Annotated in this window: 16 protein-coding genes and 2 pseudogenes; 8 read left to right on the forward strand and 10 right to left on the reverse strand. The window is 43.3% G+C overall.

Annotation, left to right across the window (positions count from 1 at the left end; translation table 11 throughout):
• Positions 1-91: 91 nt before the first annotated feature.
• Together oadA and CYL31_RS18420 are read right to left on the reverse strand one after the other, a co-directional pair.
• Positions 92-1,900: a sodium-extruding oxaloacetate decarboxylase subunit alpha gene (gene oadA, locus CYL31_RS18415; protein ID WP_212916591.1), complete on the reverse strand. Its 1,809-nt coding sequence runs from the start codon at positions 1,898-1,900 to the stop codon at positions 92-94.
• A gap of 18 nt (positions 1,901-1,918) precedes the next feature.
• The gene (locus CYL31_RS18420; protein WP_212916592.1) at positions 1,919-3,334 is read right to left on the reverse strand and encodes an acetyl-CoA carboxylase biotin carboxylase subunit; all 1,416 of its coding nucleotides are present in this window, start codon (positions 3,332-3,334) and stop codon (positions 1,919-1,921) included.
• 186 nt (positions 3,335-3,520) lie between these two features.
• On the opposite strand from CYL31_RS18420, the gene CYL31_RS18425 reads away from it, so the two are divergent.
• The 4 genes and pseudogenes from CYL31_RS18425 (at position 3,521) to CYL31_RS18435 (ending at position 7,490) form a co-directional block, all read left to right on the forward strand.
• Positions 3,521-4,471: a LysR family transcriptional regulator gene (locus CYL31_RS18425; RefSeq protein ID WP_212916593.1), complete on the forward strand. Its 951-nt coding sequence runs from the start codon at positions 3,521-3,523 to the stop codon at positions 4,469-4,471.
• Positions 4,472-4,818: 347 nt separating this feature from the next.
• Positions 4,819-5,508 (forward strand): annotated as a pseudogene (locus CYL31_RS20935) (PAS domain-containing protein); the annotation flags it as partial.
• Between the two features lie 171 nt (positions 5,509-5,679).
• Positions 5,680-6,048: pseudogene (locus CYL31_RS20940) on the forward strand (methyl-accepting chemotaxis protein); the annotation flags it as partial.
• Between the two features lie 143 nt (positions 6,049-6,191).
• On the forward strand, positions 6,192-7,490 hold the full coding sequence (locus CYL31_RS18435; RefSeq protein WP_212916595.1) for a methyl-accepting chemotaxis protein: 1,299 nt from the start codon (positions 6,192-6,194) through the stop codon (positions 7,488-7,490).
• 72 nt (positions 7,491-7,562) lie between these two features.
• On the opposite strand, the gene CYL31_RS18440 is transcribed toward CYL31_RS18435, so the two are convergent.
• From CYL31_RS18440 to CYL31_RS18465, 6 genes are read right to left on the reverse strand one after another with little or no spacing between them, the layout of a single operon-like run.
• Positions 7,563-8,411, reverse strand: coding sequence for a class III extradiol dioxygenase family protein (locus CYL31_RS18440; protein WP_212916596.1), 849 nt, complete (start codon positions 8,409-8,411; stop codon positions 7,563-7,565).
• A complete protein-coding gene (locus tag CYL31_RS18445; protein WP_212916597.1) occupies positions 8,411-8,773 on the reverse strand; it encodes a protocatechuate 4,5-dioxygenase subunit alpha in 363 nt (120 codons plus the stop codon). The genes CYL31_RS18440 and CYL31_RS18445 overlap by 1 nt, the downstream gene beginning before the upstream one ends.
• Before the next feature lie 41 nt (positions 8,774-8,814).
• Positions 8,815-9,687: an amidohydrolase family protein gene (locus CYL31_RS18450; protein WP_212916598.1), complete on the reverse strand. Its 873-nt coding sequence runs from the start codon at positions 9,685-9,687 to the stop codon at positions 8,815-8,817.
• 53 nt (positions 9,688-9,740) lie between these two features.
• Entirely contained in the window at positions 9,741-10,829 is a 1,089-nt protein-coding gene (locus CYL31_RS18455) for a 4-oxalomesaconate tautomerase (protein ID WP_212916599.1), read from the reverse strand.
• Complete coding sequence (locus CYL31_RS18460; protein WP_212916600.1) at positions 10,822-11,499, reverse strand: 4-carboxy-4-hydroxy-2-oxoadipate aldolase/oxaloacetate decarboxylase; 678 nt, start codon at positions 11,497-11,499, stop codon at positions 10,822-10,824. Before CYL31_RS18460 ends, CYL31_RS18455 begins: the two co-directional genes overlap by 8 nt.
• 29 nt (positions 11,500-11,528) lie before the next feature.
• Positions 11,529-12,536 (reverse strand): amidohydrolase family protein, encoded by a 1,008-nt coding sequence (locus tag CYL31_RS18465; RefSeq protein ID WP_212916601.1) that lies wholly within the window; start codon positions 12,534-12,536, stop codon positions 11,529-11,531.
• A gap of 682 nt (positions 12,537-13,218) precedes the next feature.
• Between CYL31_RS18465 and CYL31_RS18470 the strand changes: the two genes are divergently transcribed.
• The 3 genes from CYL31_RS18470 to CYL31_RS18480 all read left to right on the forward strand — a co-directional run bounded on the left by CYL31_RS18470 (position 13,219) and on the right by CYL31_RS18480 (position 16,061).
• Entirely contained in the window at positions 13,219-14,232 is a 1,014-nt protein-coding gene (locus CYL31_RS18470; RefSeq protein ID WP_212916602.1) for a DctP family TRAP transporter solute-binding subunit, read from the forward strand.
• Between the two features lie 84 nt (positions 14,233-14,316).
• Positions 14,317-14,790: a TRAP transporter small permease gene (locus CYL31_RS18475; RefSeq protein ID WP_212916603.1), complete on the forward strand. Its 474-nt coding sequence runs from the start codon at positions 14,317-14,319 to the stop codon at positions 14,788-14,790.
• Between the two features lie 2 nt (positions 14,791-14,792).
• Positions 14,793-16,061: a TRAP transporter large permease gene (locus CYL31_RS18480; RefSeq protein ID WP_212916604.1), complete on the forward strand. Its 1,269-nt coding sequence runs from the start codon at positions 14,793-14,795 to the stop codon at positions 16,059-16,061.
• Positions 16,062-16,153: 92 nt separating this feature from the next.
• On the opposite strand, the gene CYL31_RS18485 is transcribed toward CYL31_RS18480, so the two are convergent.
• Complete coding sequence (locus CYL31_RS18485) at positions 16,154-16,633, reverse strand: peroxiredoxin (protein ID WP_212916605.1); 480 nt, start codon at positions 16,631-16,633, stop codon at positions 16,154-16,156.
• Between the two features lie 62 nt (positions 16,634-16,695).
• The gene (locus CYL31_RS18490; RefSeq protein WP_212916606.1) at positions 16,696-18,672 is read right to left on the reverse strand and encodes a methyl-accepting chemotaxis protein; all 1,977 of its coding nucleotides are present in this window, start codon (positions 18,670-18,672) and stop codon (positions 16,696-16,698) included.
• A gap of 255 nt (positions 18,673-18,927) precedes the next feature.
• Here CYL31_RS18490 and CYL31_RS18495 point away from each other — a divergent pair, with 255 nt between their 5' ends.
• A complete protein-coding gene (locus CYL31_RS18495) occupies positions 18,928-20,340 on the forward strand; it encodes an aminotransferase-like domain-containing protein (protein WP_212916607.1) in 1,413 nt (470 codons plus the stop codon).
• Positions 20,341-20,461: the final 121 nt, after the last annotated feature.

Raw genomic sequence — 20,461 nt, forward strand, 5'->3', positions numbered from 1 at the left:
CAAACCTGCTCAGCCAATAAAAAGCCCCTTTGTCGATAACAAAGGGGCTTTGTTTTTAAAGCGTTTTCTAGGGTATTAACCGAACCTAGGTTTACGCAATCTCAATCAGCATTTCACCCGGGGTAACTCGGTCGCCTTTCTTAACGAAAACGCCTTTTACCGTACCCGCCACATTGGCATGCACTTCGGTTTCCATCTTCATCGCTTCAGTGACGAGTACAGCTTGACCCGCTGTTACCGTGTCGCCTTCTTTGACCAAGACATCAATGATATTACCTGGCATTGCTGCGCTAACATGGCCTGGTTCTGTGGCACGAGAGCGACCCGCACCACCTTCAGCAACGTATTCGTTCAGAGATTCGAACACCACTTCTTCTGGCATACCGTCCAAAGACAAGTACAACTTGCGCTTGCCAACCCCAAAGTCACCCACGCCGGTGATTTCCACATTGTAGACTTCACCATGCACATCGATCTTGAACTCGGTAGCTAAGCCACCCGCTGCTGCACCTTGGCCAGCCTGCTCTGGCGGTAGCAAGACTTCTGGAACCAAGGTTCCGTCAGCACGTTGCTGTAAAAACTCACGGCCTAGTTCAGGGAACATAGCAAAGGTCAGTACGTCCTCTTCTGATTTCGCTAACTCGCCGATTTCTTTGCGCAGCTTATAAAGCTCTGGAGACAATGAATCTGCAGGACGAGCATCGTTAACCGATTCATTACCTACGGCTTTTTTCTGCACGTCTGGATTGACTGCCGCTGGCGGTTGGCCGTAGCCACCCAACAAGTAACGTTTCACTTCATTGGTGATGGTTTTATAACGCTGACCTGCCAATACGTTATAAACCGCCTGTGTACCAACGATTTGCGAGGTAGGCGTTACCAAAGGCGGATAACCTAAGTCAGCACGAACACGAGGAATCTCGGCAAACACCTCACGAATCTTGTCTAAGGCATTTTGCTCTTTTAACTGGTTCGCCAAGTTGGACATCATGCCGCCCGGTACTTGGTTAACCTGAACAGACACATCTTCGCGAGTAAATTCACTTTCAAATTGATGATACTTTTTACGAACATCACGGAAGTAATCGGCAATCTCTGACAACAAGGCCAAATCTAAACCCGTGTCGTAATCGGTATCTTTCAAAGCCGCCACTTGAGTCTCAGTCGCTGGGTGGCTGGTGCCACTGGCAAAGGATGAAATCGCGGTATCAATACGGTCGGCACCCGCTTCGATGGCTTTAAGCTGACACAAAGGCGCCAAACCTGAGGTTGAGTGGCTGTGTACGACCAAAGGCAAGTCGACTGCTTCTTTGATGGCTTTCACCAGATCATAAGTCGCATAAGGTGTTAACAATCCCGCCATATCTTTAATGGCAATAGAGTCCGCGCCCATGGCTTGCATGGCTTTGGCTTGCTCGACAAACAAGGCTGGCGTATGCACTGGGCTGGTCGTATAACAAATCGTACCTTGAGCATGTTTACCGGCTTTTTTCACCGCTTTCATAGCCGTTTCAATGTTGCGCAGATCATTTAGCGCATCAAACACACGGAAAACATCAATACCATTGTCTGCGGCTTTTTGCACAAAAGCTTCCACAACATCGTCAGCATAATGGCGATAACCCAAAAGGTTTTGACCACGCAGCAGCATTTGCAAACGAGTATTAGGCAAAGCCGCACGAAGCTGACGCAAACGCTCCCAAGGGTCTTCTTTCAAAAAGCGTACGCAGGCATCAAAAGTTGCGCCGCCCCACACTTCCAAAGACCAAAAGCCTACTTGGTCGAGTTTCTCACAAATAGGTAGCATGTCTTCCGTACGCATACGTGTAGCAATAAGTGATTGGTGAGCATCACGCAAGGTGACATCTGTCACTTCTATTTTTTGTTTAACTTGACTCATTTTCCTTCCTCCTGCGGATTATCGACCAACATGCGCTGCAATAGCGGCTGCCAACACCAAAGCGATATCACTTGGATGGCGTCTAACGGAATAATTTAATAATTCAGGGTGCGCTGGAACAAATCCAGTATTGAATTTCCCTTTGATGAAATCTGGATGTTTTAGAATTTGCTGATAATAATTGGCCGTGGTTTTGATACCATGCAAACGCATATCGTCAATAGCCCGACGACCGCGCGCCACCATCTCATCCCAGGTCAGCGCCCACACCACCAACTTCAAACACATGGAATCAAAGTAAGGTGGAATCTCGTAACCAGTATAAATCGCCGTATCCACACGAACCCCCGGTCCACCCGGTGCGTAGTAGTGAGTAATACGCCCAAAGCTGGGTAAGAAATCGTTCTTTGGATCTTCCGCGTTAATACGGAACTGCATCGCATAACCACGATAACTAATGTCTTCTTGGCGGAAGCTGAGCGGCGAACCAGCCGCGATACGAAGCTGTTCACGCACAATATCGACACCGGTGATTTGCTCGGTAATCGTGTGCTCAACCTGAACTCGCGTATTCATTTCCATAAAATACACTTCATTACCAGACAATAAGAACTCCACTGTACCCGCGTTGACATAGCCTACTGCTTTGGCTGCTCGCACCGCGAGATCACAAATGTATTGGCGTTGTTCTGGAGTGAGTTGTGGGCTTGGTGCAATCTCTATGAGCTTTTGGTTACGACGTTGAATCGAGCAATCACGTTCATACAAATGAATCGCATCACCTTGGGAATCCGCCAAAATTTGCACTTCAATATGACAAGGGTCAACAATGCATTTCTCTAAAAACACTTCAGCTGAACCAAAGGCTTTGGTCGCTTCTGAAATAACACGAGGATATTGGGAGGTTAATTCTTCTGGTGTATCGCAGCGGCGAATGCCTCGACCGCCACCACCAGAGGTTGCCTTGATCATCACCGGATAACCCACTTTCCCAGCTAAGGCAAGCGCCTCTTCAAGGTTCGCTAAATTCCCCTCTGAGCCAGGTGTAATTGGAATACCTGCAGCACGCATACTGTCCCGCGCTTGGGTTTTATCGCCCATTTTATGAATGACAGAAGAATGAGGCCCAATAAAGGTAACGCCTTTTTGCTCACACAGCTCTGCAAAATGCGCATTTTCAGACAAAAAACCATAACCTGGGTGAATCGCATCACAACCTGTTTCTATGGCTAAGTTCACTAGACGCAAAGGGTCTAAGTAACCGGCAAGTGGATCATCGCCTAACGAGTAAGACTCGTCTGCACGTTTGACATGCAACGCATATCGATCCGGTTCCGTAAATATCGCGACAGAGCGAATCCCAGCCTCTGAGCAAGCGCGAATGATACGAACCGCAATTTCACCTCGGTTAGCGATCAACACTTTTTTTAACATGAGTCACTCCTTTCTTGTTTGAAGAGATCACTGCACAACGTAGCCAGCACAACTTTTGTACAAATATCTCTGAATATTCAGACTACTCAAATACCAACCAAAGTAAAAATTGATATTACGACATTTATGTATAAGCTATTCCTGATAGATAAGAAAAAATAGATAAACCAAGGGGAAATAAAAACAATGCCTCAAAGTGTACAAAGTTTAGTCAGCCGACTCACTTTTAGACAGTTGCAAGTATTTAAGAGCGTTTATGAATTAAGCAGCTACAGCCGAGCTGGCGATATGTTGGGTCTTAGTCAGCCTGCCGTTAGCAACCAAATACGACAACTTGAACAAGCACTGGAACAACCACTGTTTGAATACGTTGGTCGCCAGCTTTACAGCACTGCGACGGCGAAGCGATTAGCTCAATGCATTCAGGCCATGTTTGATGAAATACAACGTTTTCAAGATGACTTATCAGAAGAAGCGGGGCTGATATCTGGTGAGTTAACCTTGGTTGCTGTGAGTACAGCGCAATATGTGGTGCCTTACTTACTTCGGGCTTATACCAGCCTGCATCCAAACGTCACCATAAATGTGAAAGTCATGAACCGCGCGGCGGCCATTGAACGACTCAACGAAAACCATGATGAATTAGCAATAATGGGCATGGTACAGAATGATAAGCCTATGTTTAGCATACCTTTTTTGAACAATGAGTTAATCGCTGTCGTACCACAAAACCACCCTCTTCTCACTCTAGAAGAGACCTCATTAAGTACCTTTTTAGAAAACAATTTACTACTTCGAGAAGCGGGTTCAGGCAGTCGATTAGCACTAGAACTGCATTGCCAAAAACAACGCATTCGCCTGCAAGCAGAAATGGAAATTGGCTCCAATGATGCCATAAAACACGCTGTTATTGCAGGGCTTGGTGTGGCTGTATTGCCCAGACTATGCATTCTCTCTGAATTAACTCTTGGCACCTTAATCGAAGTACCGATCAAAGACTTTCCCCTTCGCCGATCTTGGTGTTTAATCCATCAACAAGGACGTCACCCAACCCCAGCGATGCGTTCTTTTATTGACTATATCCAACAGAATATCGGTCAGTTTGAAACCATGTTTTCTCGAATGACTGAAAAATAATTTATTCAGGCCCTTTAGAGAAGGCTAACTTCCTTATCTACAGGGCCACTCATAGCTAATCATTTTTTCTTCCCCAAAAGACAACATCTATTCACACAGTGTTACTCAGTATTAGTGAACCACTAACAAACATCACACGTATATGACACTTATCACACATTAAAGCCAAGCATTACAGTGTAAAATTCAACCAATTCTGTAGGAATATGCCTACACGAAATCAGGGGGATACTGCTGTCTTACTGACGAAACATCCCAAGCGAGGAACTGTAATGTTTTTTACGAAACAAAAGAAAGCTAACGAAGAAATCATACCTAAGAACGAAGATTCGGCTTTCATCAAAGCGATGGAAAAGTTTTGTGCAACTATTAATTTTTTACCTGACGGCACAGTGTTAGACGCTAATTCATTATTCCTCAATACCGTGGGATATTCACTGGCAGAGATTCAAGGTCAAAAACATGCTCTATTTTGCCCAACTGAAGTTATATCCAGTCAAGATTACAAATATTTTTGGTCAGATTTAGCCGCTGGTAAAAGTAAACAAGGCACTTTTTTACGTAAGCATAAAGACGGTTCAGACATTTGGCTTGAAGCCACTTATTTTCCAATCGAAGTCGATGGAAAAATAGTCAAAGTGGTTAAAATTGCTTCCGATGTTACGCAAAATAAAATCATTACTGATAGCCAAAGTGCTGTCTATAACGCTATTGATAGATCCTCAGCAACCATAGAATTTATGCCTGACGGCACTATTATCACGGCTAATGATAATTTCATTTCTACTATGGGGTACCGTTCTCGAAAAGACATTATTGGTCAACATCACCGTCAATTTTGCACACCTGAATTTTATCAAGAAAATCCTAAATTCTGGGCAGAGTTAGCTCATGGTGATTTCAAAACAGGACAATTCAAACGTATAAACAAACAAGGCAAAACAATTTGGCTCGAAGCTAGCTACAACCCAATTTTCGACCAATTTGGCAAAGTTATTAAGATTCTTAAAGTCGCTTCAGACATTACAGAACGAGTAAATACGCAACTAGCAATTCAGCACGCTGCTGAAGTGGCAAACTCAACATCGTTACAAACCGCCAAAGTGTCTGAAAATGGCGCAGATATATTACGCCGTACCGTTAATACCTCTGACAAAATCGTAGCAGATATTCAAGTATCTACCGATCTGATTGAGCAGCTAAATCACCAATCGCAAAGCATCGCCAAAATAGTCTCCACCATTGGCTCGATTGCCGATCAAACCAACTTGTTAGCGCTAAATGCGGCGATAGAAGCCGCCCGTGCAGGAGAAAATGGCAGAGGTTTTGCTGTTGTCGCTGATGAAGTTCGTACGCTCGCCGCCAGAACAAGTAAATCCACGGTCGAAATTGAAGACATGGTCAAACAAAATAGTAATTTAACCCTTCAAGCAAAAAATAGCATGAGTAAAGTAAGTGAACGCTCAAGCGAAAACGCACAACTAATTAATGAAGCATCAGACATCATTGATGAGATTTTAAAAGGCGCTAAACACGTTTCAAATACAGTAAGTACATTGCTGTATACAGAAAAGTAATTACCTTAACCTACAAAAAATCTACCTAACCATTACATTTCTGGACATTTTAACGACAGCTTAAACTATAAACACTCTTTATAGTTTGATCATAAATCAAGCAGAAAAAACTAAAAGAAAATTACTTTTGGGAGAGTCACCAGATGTTTTTCAGTAAAAAACAGACCGAATATAAACCAGTTCAATCTGTCGATAGTGCAGCAATAGAAGCAATGAGCAAATTTTGCGCTACTATCAGTTTTTTACCTGATGGCACCGTACTAGAAGCAAATCCCCTATTTCTTAATGCGGTTGGCTACTCTCTTGAAGAAGTTCAAGGACAAAAGCACGCCCTATTCTGCCCGACTCAAATCACATCTAGCCTAGATTACAAAAATTTCTGGCCAGACCTAGCGACAGGAAAAAGCAAAGAAGGTACCTTTTTGCGCAAGCACAAAGACGGCTCGGATATTTGGCTTGAGGCGACTTATTTTCCTGTTGAAATAGATGGCATAGTAGTGAAAGTAATAAAGATTGCTTCCGATGTGACCAAGGCTAAACTTATAGCAGACAGTCAGCTAGCCGTTTACAACGCTATTGACCGCTCTTCTGCCACCATTGAATTTACACCAGACGGCACTGTAATTAGCGCAAATGACAATTTTTTAATGGCATTAGGTTATCAGTCAAAAAAAGACATAATTGGCCAGCATCACCGTAAATTTTGTACTGAACAATTTTATCAGGACAACCCAGACTTTTGGACAGAGCTTGCTAATGGCGACTTCAAAACTGGCCAATTTGAGCGTGTTGGTAAACAAGGACAAACTGTATGGTTAGAAGCCAGTTACAACCCTATTTTCGACCAATTTGGTAAAGTCGTTAAAGTACTTAAAGTAGCCTCTGATATTACTGATAGGGTTAATACTCAACTCGCCATTCAACATGCTGCCGAAGTGGCTCATTCAACTTCTGTAGAAACCGCGCAAGTTTCAGAAAATGGCGCACAAATTTTGCGCCGTACTGTCGAAACATCAGACAAAATCGTTGCTGATGTTGAAGTCTCTACAGACCTTATTGAACAGCTTAATCATCAGTCTGAAAGCATCGCAAAAATAGTAACTACCATTGGCTCAATTGCTGACCAAACTAACTTATTGGCGCTTAACGCCGCGATAGAAGCAGCCCGCGCAGGCGAACATGGCCGTGGTTTTGCTGTAGTAGCGGATGAAGTGAGAACTCTAGCCTCTCGCACTAGTAAATCTACTATTGAAATTGAAGACATGGTTGCACAAAACAGCAACCTAACCCGCCAAGCCAAAACAAGCATGAGCAAAGTAAGCGAACGCTCCAAAGAGAACGCACAATTAATAGACGAAGCGTCTGGCATCATAGATGAGATATTGAAAGGCGCGATACACGTTTCTAATACGGTTAATAATCTTTTGAATATCGAGAAGTAAAAAATCCGCCATCTACTTTGTAGATAGCGGATATATTGGTCTTAACAACAACCGTCTATTCAAGCAGGTTTGTTATTTTGGCGATTCATTCTCTAGCAACATCAAGCCAGAGCCAGTATTCGAAATTGGCGCATGATAGTTACGATGCAATTCTGTCACTTTACCCAACAAGGTTCCACGCATAGCAATCAACATATTTAGCTCAACAGCTTGCGCTCCACCTTGCTCAACAAGATCAATATTAGAGTATTTCGTTAAGGCTTCAGGGTCAGTAACCAACTTATCAAGGCAATCGATATCAAATGCACGATTGATAAAGCCCGCACGTTCGCCATCCAGCTGATGAGACATGCCGCCAGTTCCAAAGACAACCACATTGATGTCTTTTTCGTAAGATTCCACAGCACGGCCAATCGCTCTGCCCAGCTCAAACGTGCGTTTAGGTTGAGGCATTGGGTACTGTTCACAGTTGATACATACTGGAATAACTTTTACATGACCATATTTATGACCTGGCCACATAAGGTTCAGTGGAACCGTTAAACCATGATCAACCTTCATTTCTTGGCAGATCGTCATATCAAAGCCTTCGTCGACAATGCTGTTAGCAATGTGCCAAGACAAATCAGACTCACCAGTCACTGGTGGAATCGTCGGAATACCCCAGCCTTCATCAGAGTTGTAATACTCATCTGCAACCCCCATTGCAAACGTTGGCTTTTTATCGATAAAAAACTCTAAGCCGTGGTCGTTGTAAAACAAGATGATGACATCAGGCTTTTTCTCATTTAGCCAATCTCGCACTGGTGGATAACCATCAAAAAATGGTTTCCAGTATGGCGTTTCTTCCAACCCATTTGCCATTGCGTTCGCAATCGCAGGGATATGAGAAGTCGTTACTGCACCAATAATTTTAGCCATTAGACTTCTCCTCGCCCATTTTTTTCTAGCATTGCTTTGAATTCATCAGTGCTCATGCCTGTTTGCAATCCACCAATATCTTGCATGTTTAGCTTTAGCAAACCAGTAAACTTTGCTAAATAATAAATACTGCCACCTTCACGCAAAAGCCCAATCACATCTCTATTACGAATGGCTTCTTTTTGCGCTTCTGTGAGTTTGAACTTTTCACAGTAAGCTTCTGGGTCGGCGTTAAATTCGTCACGTGCCACTTGATCATTAAACGAGTAACACATTTTATTTAAGCCATAGCCTTTTTTGGCCATTTGACCATCAAAAAGGTACGTACCTTGGAACTGTCGATCTGTGTAGTTACTAGCCATGTTGGTAACCTCTATTTTTATACTTCGCGGCTGAGTTTGGATTATTCCCAATACAGACGCATTGGATTATCCACCAGCAACGCTTGCTGTAGCTCTTGCGTCGGCGCGATATGAGGAATCACATCTACAAGGTGGCCATCATTTGGCGCTTCGACTTTCATGTTAGGATGCGGCCAATCCGTTCCCCACAATACACGATCGGAGAATTTTTCCACCAACATACGAGCAAAAGGATAAACATCTGAATAATCAGGTGCGTGCTGTGTTAAACGCTCAGGGCAACTAACCTTGCACCAAACATTGTCATTATCCGCCATGAAGTTAACAAAACGCTGGAAATCTGGATGATCCACGCCATTGGCAACATTTGGCGTTCCCATGTGGTCAACCACAATAGTGGTATTCAATTCTTTCAAGAAAGGAATCAAGTCTTCTAGATCCGCGGCTTCAAAGTACACCACAATGTGCCAACCGAAAGGACGGATTTTGTCAGCAATTGAGAAAAACACTTCTCTTGGCGTACTGTCTACAAGACGTTTAACAAAGTTAAAACGCACCCCACGAACACCCGCCGCGTGCATTTTTTCAAGTTCTTCGTGGGTAATGGAATCATCCACAAACGCGACGCCTCGAGCCAAGTCGCCAGCGGCTTCTAACGCATCGATCAAAGCCGAGTTATCGGTACTGTGGCAAGACGCTTGAACAATTACGTTGCGAGAAAAACCTAGATGATCACGCAAGGCAAACAACTGCTCTTTTGACGCATCGCAAGGCGTGTATTTACGTTTTGGATGGTAGGGAAATTTATCCGCTGGACCAAAAACGTGGCAATGCGCATCTACCGCGCCTGCTGGCGCTTTGAAAGCGGGTTTGCTTGGAGCAGGATGAAATGGAATATAATCTTTGTCCATCATGTTCAAATACCTATTTTTTATAATTCGTTTTACTATCAATTAAAATCGCGCATCTATAAACCATTGCCATGGGCAAATACTTGCCCGTCAAATAGCTTTCTTGCGGTACGTAAAATGGCGGCAGAACCGACATCGCCGTTCTCATCTTGATCTAAAATCACCGTCATCGCGCCAATCGGATGCTCAACATCCAAAGTCATACGAGCACTTGACTTAAACTTAGCTACTTCATTAGCAGGAGAGCCTTTCAGAACCGCCGCTGTTGCCACACTGACTGCGCCTAATACGCCAATAGAGGCATGGCAGCGATGAGGAATAAACGTACGCGTCGAGATCGCTCCACCATTTGTTGCAGCGCTCACCATGGTCATCTTAGGCACGGATTTCTCTTTCACGTCACCCAGATTCATCATAGGACCAACTTGCAAACGAATGGATTCTAGCTTCGCACGCAGTTCGTCATTGGCTTCAAGCTCTTCACGAGATTCAGTACCAGTAATCCCCATATCAACAGCACGGATGATCACAACAGGCATACCGTTATCGATGCAAGTTACTTCAATGCCATCAATCACATCGACTACGTTACCCGTTGGCAACAAAGCACCACAGCTCGATCCAGCGGTATCTTGGAAAATGATCGGCACCGCAGCAGAGAAACCAGGCACGCCATCAATACGAGCATCGCCTTCGTATTGCACTTCGCCGTCTTTGACTAACACACGTGCTACTGCGATTTGACCTGTGTTTTCCATGAAAATACGTACGGAGGTTTCGCCCTCTTGTGCTTCGACCAAGCCTCGCTCAATGGCAAATGGCGCAATCCCCGCTAAAATATTGCCGCAGTTTTGCGCATCGGTCACAATCGCTTGATCAACAAACACCTGCAAGAATAAATAGTCCACATCGGCATCGTCACGTGCAGACTTTTTCACCACAGCGACTTTTGATGCCAATGGATCTGCACCACCGATGCCGTCGATCTGACGTTCATCTGGCGAGCCCATCACGCGCAATAAAAACTGCGCACGCGCATCAACATCAGCAGGTAAATCTTCCGCTAAGAAATACGCCCCTTTTGATGTGCCGCCACGCATCCACATACAAGGCGCACTCTTTATAACGCCTGAATGTTTAGACATACTTTAAGCCTTTCTCTTTTAGACGTGGGCGCATTTCATAAATGTCTAAGCCCAATTCGCCATTCGCCATACGTACGCGTTTTGCTTCTTCGTTTGCCATACGTTTACGAGACAATTCTAATACTTCAGCAGCATTCTCACGGCGCACGACAACCACACCGTCATCGTCAGCCACAATCACATCACCTGGGTTAACTAATGCATCAGCGCAAACCATAGGCACGTTCACAGAACCAACAGTCTCTTTAATTGTACCTTCAGCAAACACGGCTTTTGACCAAACAGGGAAGTTCATTTGGCGAAGATCGCGAGTATCACGAACGCCCCCTTCGATAATCAAGCCAACCACACCACGAGATTGCGCTGATGTTGCTAACAAATCCCCAAAGAAGCCGTGATTCGAAGGAGACGTTGGCGCAAACACCATCACGTCACCCGCTTTGCACTGTTCAATCGCCACGTGCATCATCCAATTATCACCAGCGGCGCCAGAAATAGTGACAGCAGAACCAGCAATGGTTTTATCCATCTGGATTGGACGCATGTAATGCGCCAATAGACCAACACGGCCTTGAGATTCATGAATCGTCGCTACACCGCACTCAGCTAAACCATCGATTACAGCTTGGTCGGCACGTTCAATATTTTGTACTACTACATTGTTTCGCATGATTTTTTATCCCTTTTTAATCGAAAGTCTTACGCCTTAAGTCTGGAAAAAACACGACGAGCGTTGCCTTCAAAAATAGCTTGTTTCTGCTCTGCGGATAGCACTGTGTTGTTGTCGATATAACGTTTCGTGTCATCAAAATAATGACCTGTTTCTGGGTCAATACCACGTACAGCACCGATCATCTCAGAAGCAAACAAAATGTTCTTAGTAGGAATAATATCAAGAAGTAGATCGATACCACGTTGATGATAAACACAAGTATCAAAGTAGATGTTATTCAACACACGTTCAGCAAGATCAAAACCTTGGTCTTGTGCCATGCCACGGAAACGTCCCCAGTGATAAGGAACGGCACCGCCACCATGAGGGATGATGATTTTTAGCTCAGGAAAATCCTTAAAGACATCGGACATCATCAATTGCTGGAAACCAGTAGTATCTGCGCCTAAATAATGCGATCCAGTGGTGTGGAAACAGTCATTACATGCCGCGCTTACATGGATCATCGCAGGGATGTCGTATTCGCACATTTTTTCATAGATAGGATAAAAAGAACGATCTGCCAAAGACTTATCTTGCCAATAACCGCCACTTGGATCTGGGTTCAAGTTGATACCAATAAAGCCCATTTCTTCAACTGTACGAACAATCTCAGCAACTGACTTGCCTGGGTCAACACCTGGTGATTGTGGTAATTGTGCAACAGGAGCAAAGTTCTCAGGAAAAAGATCACAAACGCGGCGAATCAAATCGTTTTGGTGTTCGGTCCAATATTGGCTGGTGTACTCATTACCAATATGGTGTCCCATCCAGCTAGCACGAGGAGAGAAAATAGTTAAGTCAGTACCACGCTCTTGCTGTAAACGCAGTTGATTATTGATAATGCTGTCGCGAATTTCGTCATCCGAAACAATGACTTTACCTTTTTCACCAACAAAAGCAGGGTCTTTAGCAACCTGAGCTTTTTGCTTATCGCGGTATTCACCAACACCAGGTGGTGTCGTCGTGTAATGTCCATGGCAATCTATAATCATGTTACTACTCTCTATTCTTATTTAAGGCGTTGTTTTTATTTGAGACACTGCTTTCATTTAAGGCAATTGCTGTGGAATAGAAGATTAGGCGTCTACTTTTATGTTCCTTACCTTTTTTATTTGAACAGTCATTCAATCCCAATATGTTCAGAGTATTCTTTAAGTGTAGACAATTTGGCTATTTCAATTTGGCCGAAAGGGTATTGCATTTTGAGATAGCTGTTTTTAAATACAGGTGTCATATCTACTCATTTCAGATATTTATTCTGGTGGAATTCGTTTTTTTGTAGGCCTGCCCTATACTAAAAACTAAGCCACCACATTGATATATATAGACTTTATAAAAAACATGCAGACAAAAAATGTTTTTGTATTCCTTTTTCGATATATAAGAGTCATAAAAAATTCATTTCTAAAAATGCAAAAATTACGACATTTTGATGGTGTTGCTTAGCAAAGCAGGCCAACAAGCGAATATCGAGAATTATGCAAAGACACTACATTTACGTGTTTGTCGGTCTTTAGGAAAAAATATAGGGTATTTTTGGAATGATCCTATATTATTTAAAAGCGTAAAAATGTGAATTGCGAATACAGGACAGCCTGACTTACGACAAAGTAAGACAGAAAATACAAAAATAATACGACCGGGACACACGATCCCGAGCTTGGAGACGTAAAAATGAATCTAACAAAAAAAATCACACTTGGTTTACTTGCAGCTGGGGCAGTAAGTAGCGTTAGCGCAGCAGACCTAACTTTGACTATTGGCCACGTAGATCCTCAAGATTGGACGACCTCTAAAAAAGGCGCTGCAACTGAAGTTTTCAAAAACTTAGTGGAAGCAGAGTCTGGTGGTCGTATTGAAGTCAATGTTTACCCTTCTGGCCAGCTTGGCGGCGAAACGGATCTTGTTCAGTCTACTCAAGAAGGCACATTGAGCATGACAATGGTATCTGGCGCCTTTGCTAAAGTTTGTAAAGAAGCAGCGGTTCTAGAAATTCCTTACCTATTCCCATCAGCCCCTGTGGCCTGGGAAGTTCTAGACGGCGAATTCGGTAAAGCATTGTCTGAGCATTGCTTAAAAGAAAGCGGACTACGCACTCTTGCCTATGGCGAAACAGGCTTCCGTAACTTCACTAACTCTAAACGTCCTGTTGCAGAACCAAAAGATTTGAATGGTTTGAAAATCCGCGTTCAAACATTGCCTCTGTACGTAGAAATGGTAAAAGCGATGGGCGCAGAACCTACACCAATCGCATGGCCTGAAGTGCCATCTGCATTAACAACTGGCGTGGTTGACGGACAAGAAAACCCTGTTAGTGTTATTGAAGCGAACAAATTCTATGAGTTCCAAAAATACCTAACACTAGACGGTCACGTTTACGGCACAGATTTCTTGCTAATCAACGAAGATCTTTATCAATCATTGAGCGATGAAGACCGCGCTATTATTGACCGCGCAGCTAAAGTAGCAGGAACCTTAGGTCGTGCAGTACAGCAATTTAACTCTGCTAAAGGCTTAAAGTCTCTTGCAGCAAACGGCATGCAAATCACCACGCCAACACCTGCTCAACTAGCTAAGTTCCGCGATATTGCGCAACCAGCTGTTATAAACTGGTTGAAAGGTGAAGTGCAACCAGAGTGGATCGAACGTGCTCAAATGTCTGTAAAAGTCGTTAGCAATTCGCAATAAGTTCAGTATTTGAAATCAGGTAACCGAAAACTTTGCTTATGGTTTTCGGTTACTTTTCCTTTGTCACAACCCGGAAAGCTCACCATGAAGCGCCTCTATAAAAATACTCTCGCAATTTTAACTGGTACATCCCTATTCGTTATCTTTGGCGTTGTTTTAGTTAGTAGCTTGAGTCGCTACTTATTTAACTCACCGATCCAATGGAGCGAGGAAGTCGCAAAATACGCCATGATCTACGGCACTATGTTTGGGATGGCATTGTGTTATTTAGAAGGCATTCACATTCGTTTTACTTTTTTAGAAGACTTGGTCTCAGCCAAAATTCGTCATGCTCTACATTTTATATCTGACGTTATCGCACTAGTAAGCGGCTGCGTACTGACCTATTCCGGCTACATTTTCATGATGAAGCGAGGTGCAATACAAGCTCCTGGCACAGGCATTCAGATGTATTATTTTCAAGTCGCCATGGTTATTGGTGGCGTGTGTCTAACTATTGCCGCACTCATTCGTCTAATCGACTATTTTCAATCAACAACGTTAGAGAAAGGACAGTAATCATGCTAGGTCTTGGGATTCTTATTGTTCTTTTGATTATTGGCAGCCCTATTGCGTTCGCCATTTTACTAGGCGTTGTAGGTCATGTTTACACATTACCTTTTAATGTCAGTCTCGTCGCCCAACGTATTTTCAGCGGCTTAGACTCTTTTTCTATTTTAGCGATTCCACTTTTTGTTCTGGCTGGCGAGCTAATGAATGAAAGTGGTATTACAGGCCGAATTATCAACTTTGCTAACGCTTTAGTTGGTCATATGAAAGCAGGCCTTGCCCATGTAAACATCTGGGCATCTGTCATTTTTGCCGGATTATCTGGTTCAGCTGTTGCCGATACCTCGGCACTTGGACGTGTTTTTATTCCGACGATGGAAAAAGAAGGTTATCCGCGCTCTTTTGCTGCGGCATTAACCGCCGCATCGTCTGTTATCGGGCCGATGATTCCGCCAAGTATTCCAGTGATTATTTATGCTTTGATCACTACCGGTGTTTCTGTCCCTGCACTCTTTCTTGCGGGCGTAACACCTGGACTATTTCTAGCTATTGGTTTATCTATCTATGTTTACTTTTTTGCGGGTCATTACGCGCCTTTAAAAGCAAAACTGTCCATGAAAGAGCGCTGGAAAGCCTTCGTTGAAGCTTGGATTCCGCTATTCATGCCAATTTTCATTGTGGGCTCAATCCTTACCGGCATTGTGACACCAACGGAAGCTGCTGCCTTTGCTGCTGCTTATGCTTTATTGGCAGGTATATTCATCCTGAAAAGCCTGAAAGTATCGAGTTTGCCACGCATTTTCATTCGAGCCATGCGTGACTCGTCTGTAATCCTAATCGTGATTGGCGTTGTTGCTGCAGCGAACTGGTTATTAACTTTCTCAAGAGTGCCACAAACGGTTAGCCAAATGGTACTAGAGCAAGTATCTAGTCCTTGGATGTTCCTAATCCTAGTCAACGTAATTTTACTGGTTGTCGGTCTATTCCTGGAAGGGATCGCAGCGATGTTAATATTGCTACCGATTCTGCATCCTATTGCGATGAGTCTTGGTATCGATCCAGTACATTTTGGTATTGTGGTGATTTTCAACCTGATGATCGGCCTTGTCACACCACCAATGGGAATTTGTTTATTCGTGTCTAACTCGATTGCTAACGTAGGTATTGCAGCTATATCAAGACAAATCATGCCACTCTTCTTAGTTGAGCTGGCAGTACTAATCTTGATTACCTTTGTGCCAAGTACGGTAACCTTCTTACCAACCTTATTTGGTTATTAACCAATAATGAACGAAGCATAAAGATGAGATATAAAAAAACGACGCTCGGTGCGTCGTTTTTTTTGCCTGACTAATAAGGCTAAACAAAAAGCTTATAGCTGAGACAAAACATATTCAGCTGAACTCACTTTGTATTCACCAGGCTCATCCAACCATAACTGCTGAACAATGCCATTGGTCACTAACATGGCATATCGACGGCTACGAATGCCCATTTTAGCGGCGGAAATATCCAGCTCTAATCCCATAGAGCAAGTAAACTCAGCCAGACCGTCAGCGGCCATTATCAGGTTTTCAGCGTTATTTGCCTTACCCCAAGCATTCATAACAAAAACGTCATTCACAGAAAGACAAACAATGTCGTCTATCCCTTTTTCTTTTAAAGCATCAAAGTGCACAACAAAGCCAGGTAAGTGGCTAGCACTACAAGTTGGAGTGAAAGCACCCGGTACGGCAAACATCAACACAGTTTTGCCAGAGAAGAATTCAGTGACATCTACTGTCTCTGGACCCTCTTCTCCCATCACCTGAAACGCACCATGAGGTAACATATCACCCATAAGAATCGACATGAACTTTATCTCCAGAGAATTAAGTTACCCCAATATTAACGCAACCTATCTTAGAAAAACCATCAAACAATCTTAAATTGACTAAGTAGTTGCTTCTGATGAGATGCCAGTTTAGACAATCCTTCGCTGTCTTTCTCGCTCTGATCAGACCCCAATGCTGCTTGTTCAGACATCTCAGATATTTCTAATACATTTTGTTTTATTTCTTGTGCCACGGCAGATTGCTCTTCGGCGGCGGTGGCAATTTGCATACTCAAGTCTCGAATCTCAGCCATACTGCTTTGCAATTCAACCAGTGATAATCCGACTGTGCGGGCTTCCTCAACACTAGAAGTTGCGCTTTTACGACTATCCTCCATACTAGCAACGGTTTTTGTCACGCCTTGCTGTAATTGTGCGATAACGTGCTGAATCTCTTCAGTGGAGCTGTGCGTTCGAGTCGCCAAAGTACGAACCTCATCTGCTACCACGGCAAAGCCTCGACCTTGCTCTCCAGCACGAGCCGCTTCTATCGCCGCGTTCAATGCCAATAAGTTCGTCTGCTCCGCAATACCTTGGATCACCTCCAAAATACGATCTATACTCTTCGAATGCTCATCCAGTTCATTCACAACCGAAGTCGACTCTTCTATTTGATCGAGAAGATGTTCGATCTTATGAATGTTGGTATCCATTTGTTCGCGGTTTTGATTAGCTCTTTGATCAACTGATTGAATCTGATGCAAAATAATTTCTGAGCTTTTTGCCACCTGATCTACCGTAGATACCATTTCTGACATGGACGAAGCCACTTCTGTGGTTCTTTCATTCTGTGCACCCATCAAGCGTTTAGAATCACTCGCTAAACGAACATTACTGCCCGCAGACTCAGCCACTTCATTAGACGCCTGATCAATTTCAGACATGACCTTCTGTAACTTCGCCACCAACCCATTTACCCAAGCGGATAACTCACCAAACTCATCTTTGGTTTTCACTTTACTCCGCTGAGTAAAATCCCCATCCGAAATCTCGCCTAATACTGTCATCACTTCTTTCAATGGAAGGCGAATACTTCTACTCACCCATAAAGTCACCAGCACAGCAATGACTATAGATATCACCAACACTACTTCAATAATAAGGGTAGATAATGACGCTGCATTCGTCGCTTCTGCTTTAGCACTAGCACCCATCAAAGTTGCTTCAGACAATAACTGTTGCACAGACGCATTAACCAACTCCATGCTATCTGACAGCTGTTTCGCAAGTACTTCAGATTCTTGCACCAGACGAGCATTCTCGTAAAATTTCGCCACCACACCATCGTCAGATATCACACTGATTTCTATTTCACTCACTAAATCATTGATATTGTCATCATTTAAATAAGATTGTTTGTCTTTTAGACTAGAAATTATAGATGCCATGCCCTCGCGCAATTCCTGCATTTTATCTAGGCTACGTACATCAAAATAATCATTAATGGATACTTGAAGACTTTCTATTTGACTGTGCATATAAGAAGCAGCAAATTGAATTTCAGAGGTATCGCCATCCGTCACTAGTATGCCCAAGTCTTCAGCTGCAAAATTAATGGCATCTTTTAGATCAAGTTTCTCATCTGGCACCACAGCCTGCAGTTGCAGCATCGTTTTATGGTTAGAAAAAGCCACATCGGTGTAACCAAAAAATTTGGCAACTTCTACATTGATGCTTTCTAAAGCTTGATTCATCACAGGAAGGTCCTGAAGTTGCGCAGACAACTGCTCAGACACTTCACTAAATTCCTGTTTATGCTTCAAAAAACGTGCGGATAAATCTTCTAACGAATCGGGGGTTTTACTAAGTAAGTACTGTAAAACCGCAGCGTTGGCTAAGCTCACATCTTCTTTAAGTGCATTACTGGTAGATGAAATATCTGCCACTTTCCCTGTCACAACATTTAATCTATCTTCAATTTTGTTGATGCCAACAAATCCAGATGCAGCAATCATCAACAAAAGCAGCAGTAAAATACCAAAGCCAAATAAAATCCTTTGAATAACGGACAACGACATAATCGACCTCTAAATTAAAATCTGCACTAAATTTTTTATTTGCCTATCTTAAGGCAAGACATTCGAGTTTACGGAAATCTGACCAAATATACAGGAATACCATAACACTTTGTTTACAATTAGTGTCCATTCCAGAGCGGCAAAAAATGCTACTTAGCATGCTGATCTCTAACACCATCTAAACAGCATAGATTTCTTTCAATCCGCCAATCTGGTAGATTGAGTACCTCTCATTTTGAATGCGACCTGCACTTTATGGATTGCCCCTTATACGAAAAAATCGCCAACCAAATTGAACACCAAGTTCATGAAGGTATTTTCTTACCAGGCGCAAAGATCCCATCAGTTCGTAAATCCAGCAAACAAATGGAAGTCAGTGTCGCCACCGTACTACAAGCTTACAGCTTGCTAGAAGATCGAGGAGTCATAAAAGCACGTCCTCAGAAAGGCTATTTCGTTCAAGAAAACCAATTACAGCCTAAAGAGCCTGCAAAAATTGAACCGACTAAGAATGATGGCACCATACATGCGCTGCTGCGACGCTTACTGCACGCTTCGCAGGACGGCAATATCATTCAATTTGGCGCGGCCATACCCAAAAGCCAGTTCTTACCAATAAGACAGTTACAGCGCTCTGTAGGCCGCCTGATGCGCTTAGAACCTGAAATATGCGCAGCTTATGAGTTCACGCCAGGATCACTTAGCTTGCGCCGACAGATTGCCATCCGCATGCTCGATAGCGGCTGCCAATTACAACCCGACGACATAACCATTACTCTGGGTTGTCAAAACGCCTTGATGCTTTCATTACAAGCGGTTGCAAAAGCTGGCGATACTATCGCCATCGAAAGCCCTGCTTATCATGGTGTATTACAAATCATTGAAGTGTTGAACTTAAAGGCAGTTGAAATTCCATGTTCTGCGGGAACAGGCATAGACTTAGATATTCTAGAAAACGCCGCCAAAGAATGGAGTATAAAGGCGTGCGTGGTGACACCTAATAATCAAAACCCAATTGGCGCCACACTCAACCACCAAGCAAGGCAACGTATTATTAATCAATCCGTTCAATACGGTTTCACTCTGATTGAAGACGATGTATACGGAGAGTTGAGTTATAAAGACAAGCGAGAAAGGTCTCTAAAAGCAGACGACAAACATAACACCGTTATTTACTGTAGCTCTTTTTCCAAAAGTATTGCGCCTGGGTTTCGCATTGGTTGGATTGTTGGTGGCCCTTTTCAAACTCAGATTGAACATTACGCTTATGTTCAATCCCTGGCGATTCCCACATTAACGCAAACAGCTATCGCCAATTTTCTAGAAAACGGCGCGTATGATCGTCATTTACGAAAAACCCGACAATCTTATCAAGACAACTTAGCTCGCTGTCAGGCGCTCATTCAGGATCACTTTCCTGCAGGTACTCAAACCTCTACCCCAAAGGGTGGATTTTTATTATGGGTCACTTTACCAGACACGGTAAACGCGATGACACTTCATGCTCAAGCGTTAGAGATTAGCATTGGCTTACTACCGGGCTTAGCCTTCAGCTTAACAGCACAATTTAGCCATCATTTTCGTCTAAATTACGCACTAAATTGGGATAATAAAACCGACGCCGCACTAAAAGAGCTCGGTAAACTTTGCCAACAACAAATAAGCTGATCTAAGCTAGTCATATGAGCTTAGTGTTACTAAATGCACAGCATTGCGTAAGGCATTTCTACATATAAGTAGAAGTTATGATTTTGTTCTCAGACATCCTAAAATTCGTCTGTACAGACAG

Source organism: Marinomonas sp. A3A (assembly GCF_018336955.1).
Classification (GTDB): domain Bacteria; phylum Pseudomonadota; class Gammaproteobacteria; order Pseudomonadales; family Marinomonadaceae; genus Marinomonas; species Marinomonas lutimaris.

Excerpts from the sequence above, each read along its gene's own strand:
- CYL31_RS18460 (WP_212916600.1), bottom strand. The coding sequence starts at position 11,499 with ATGCGAAACAATGTAGTAGTACAAAATATTGAACGTGCCGACCAAGCT.
- CYL31_RS18490 (WP_212916606.1), bottom strand. The coding sequence starts at position 18,672 with ATGTCGTTGTCCGTTATTCAAAGGATTTTATTTGGCTTTGGTATTTTA.
- CYL31_RS18485 (WP_212916605.1), bottom strand. The coding sequence starts at position 16,633 with ATGTCGATTCTTATGGGTGATATGTTACCTCATGGTGCGTTTCAGGTG.
- CYL31_RS18465 (WP_212916601.1), bottom strand. The coding sequence starts at position 12,536 with ATGATTATAGATTGCCATGGACATTACACGACGACACCACCTGGTGTT.
- CYL31_RS18440 (WP_212916596.1), bottom strand. The coding sequence starts at position 8,411 with ATGGCTAAAATTATTGGTGCAGTAACGACTTCTCATATCCCTGCGATT.
- CYL31_RS18470 (WP_212916602.1), top strand. The coding sequence starts at position 13,219 with ATGAATCTAACAAAAAAAATCACACTTGGTTTACTTGCAGCTGGGGCA.
- CYL31_RS18435 (WP_212916595.1), top strand. The coding sequence starts at position 6,192 with ATGTTTTTCAGTAAAAAACAGACCGAATATAAACCAGTTCAATCTGTC.
- CYL31_RS18425 (WP_212916593.1), top strand. The coding sequence starts at position 3,521 with ATGCCTCAAAGTGTACAAAGTTTAGTCAGCCGACTCACTTTTAGACAG.
- CYL31_RS18475 (WP_212916603.1), top strand. The coding sequence starts at position 14,317 with ATGAAGCGCCTCTATAAAAATACTCTCGCAATTTTAACTGGTACATCC.
- CYL31_RS18420 (WP_212916592.1), bottom strand. The coding sequence starts at position 3,334 with ATGTTAAAAAAAGTGTTGATCGCTAACCGAGGTGAAATTGCGGTTCGT.
- CYL31_RS18480 (WP_212916604.1), top strand. The coding sequence starts at position 14,793 with ATGCTAGGTCTTGGGATTCTTATTGTTCTTTTGATTATTGGCAGCCCT.
- CYL31_RS18455 (WP_212916599.1), bottom strand. The coding sequence starts at position 10,829 with ATGTCTAAACATTCAGGCGTTATAAAGAGTGCGCCTTGTATGTGGATG.
- CYL31_RS18495 (WP_212916607.1), top strand. The coding sequence starts at position 18,928 with ATGGATTGCCCCTTATACGAAAAAATCGCCAACCAAATTGAACACCAA.
- oadA (WP_212916591.1), bottom strand. The coding sequence starts at position 1,900 with ATGAGTCAAGTTAAACAAAAAATAGAAGTGACAGATGTCACCTTGCGT.
- CYL31_RS18450 (WP_212916598.1), bottom strand. The coding sequence starts at position 9,687 with ATGATGGACAAAGATTATATTCCATTTCATCCTGCTCCAAGCAAACCC.
- CYL31_RS18445 (WP_212916597.1), bottom strand. The coding sequence starts at position 8,773 with ATGGCTAGTAACTACACAGATCGACAGTTCCAAGGTACGTACCTTTTT.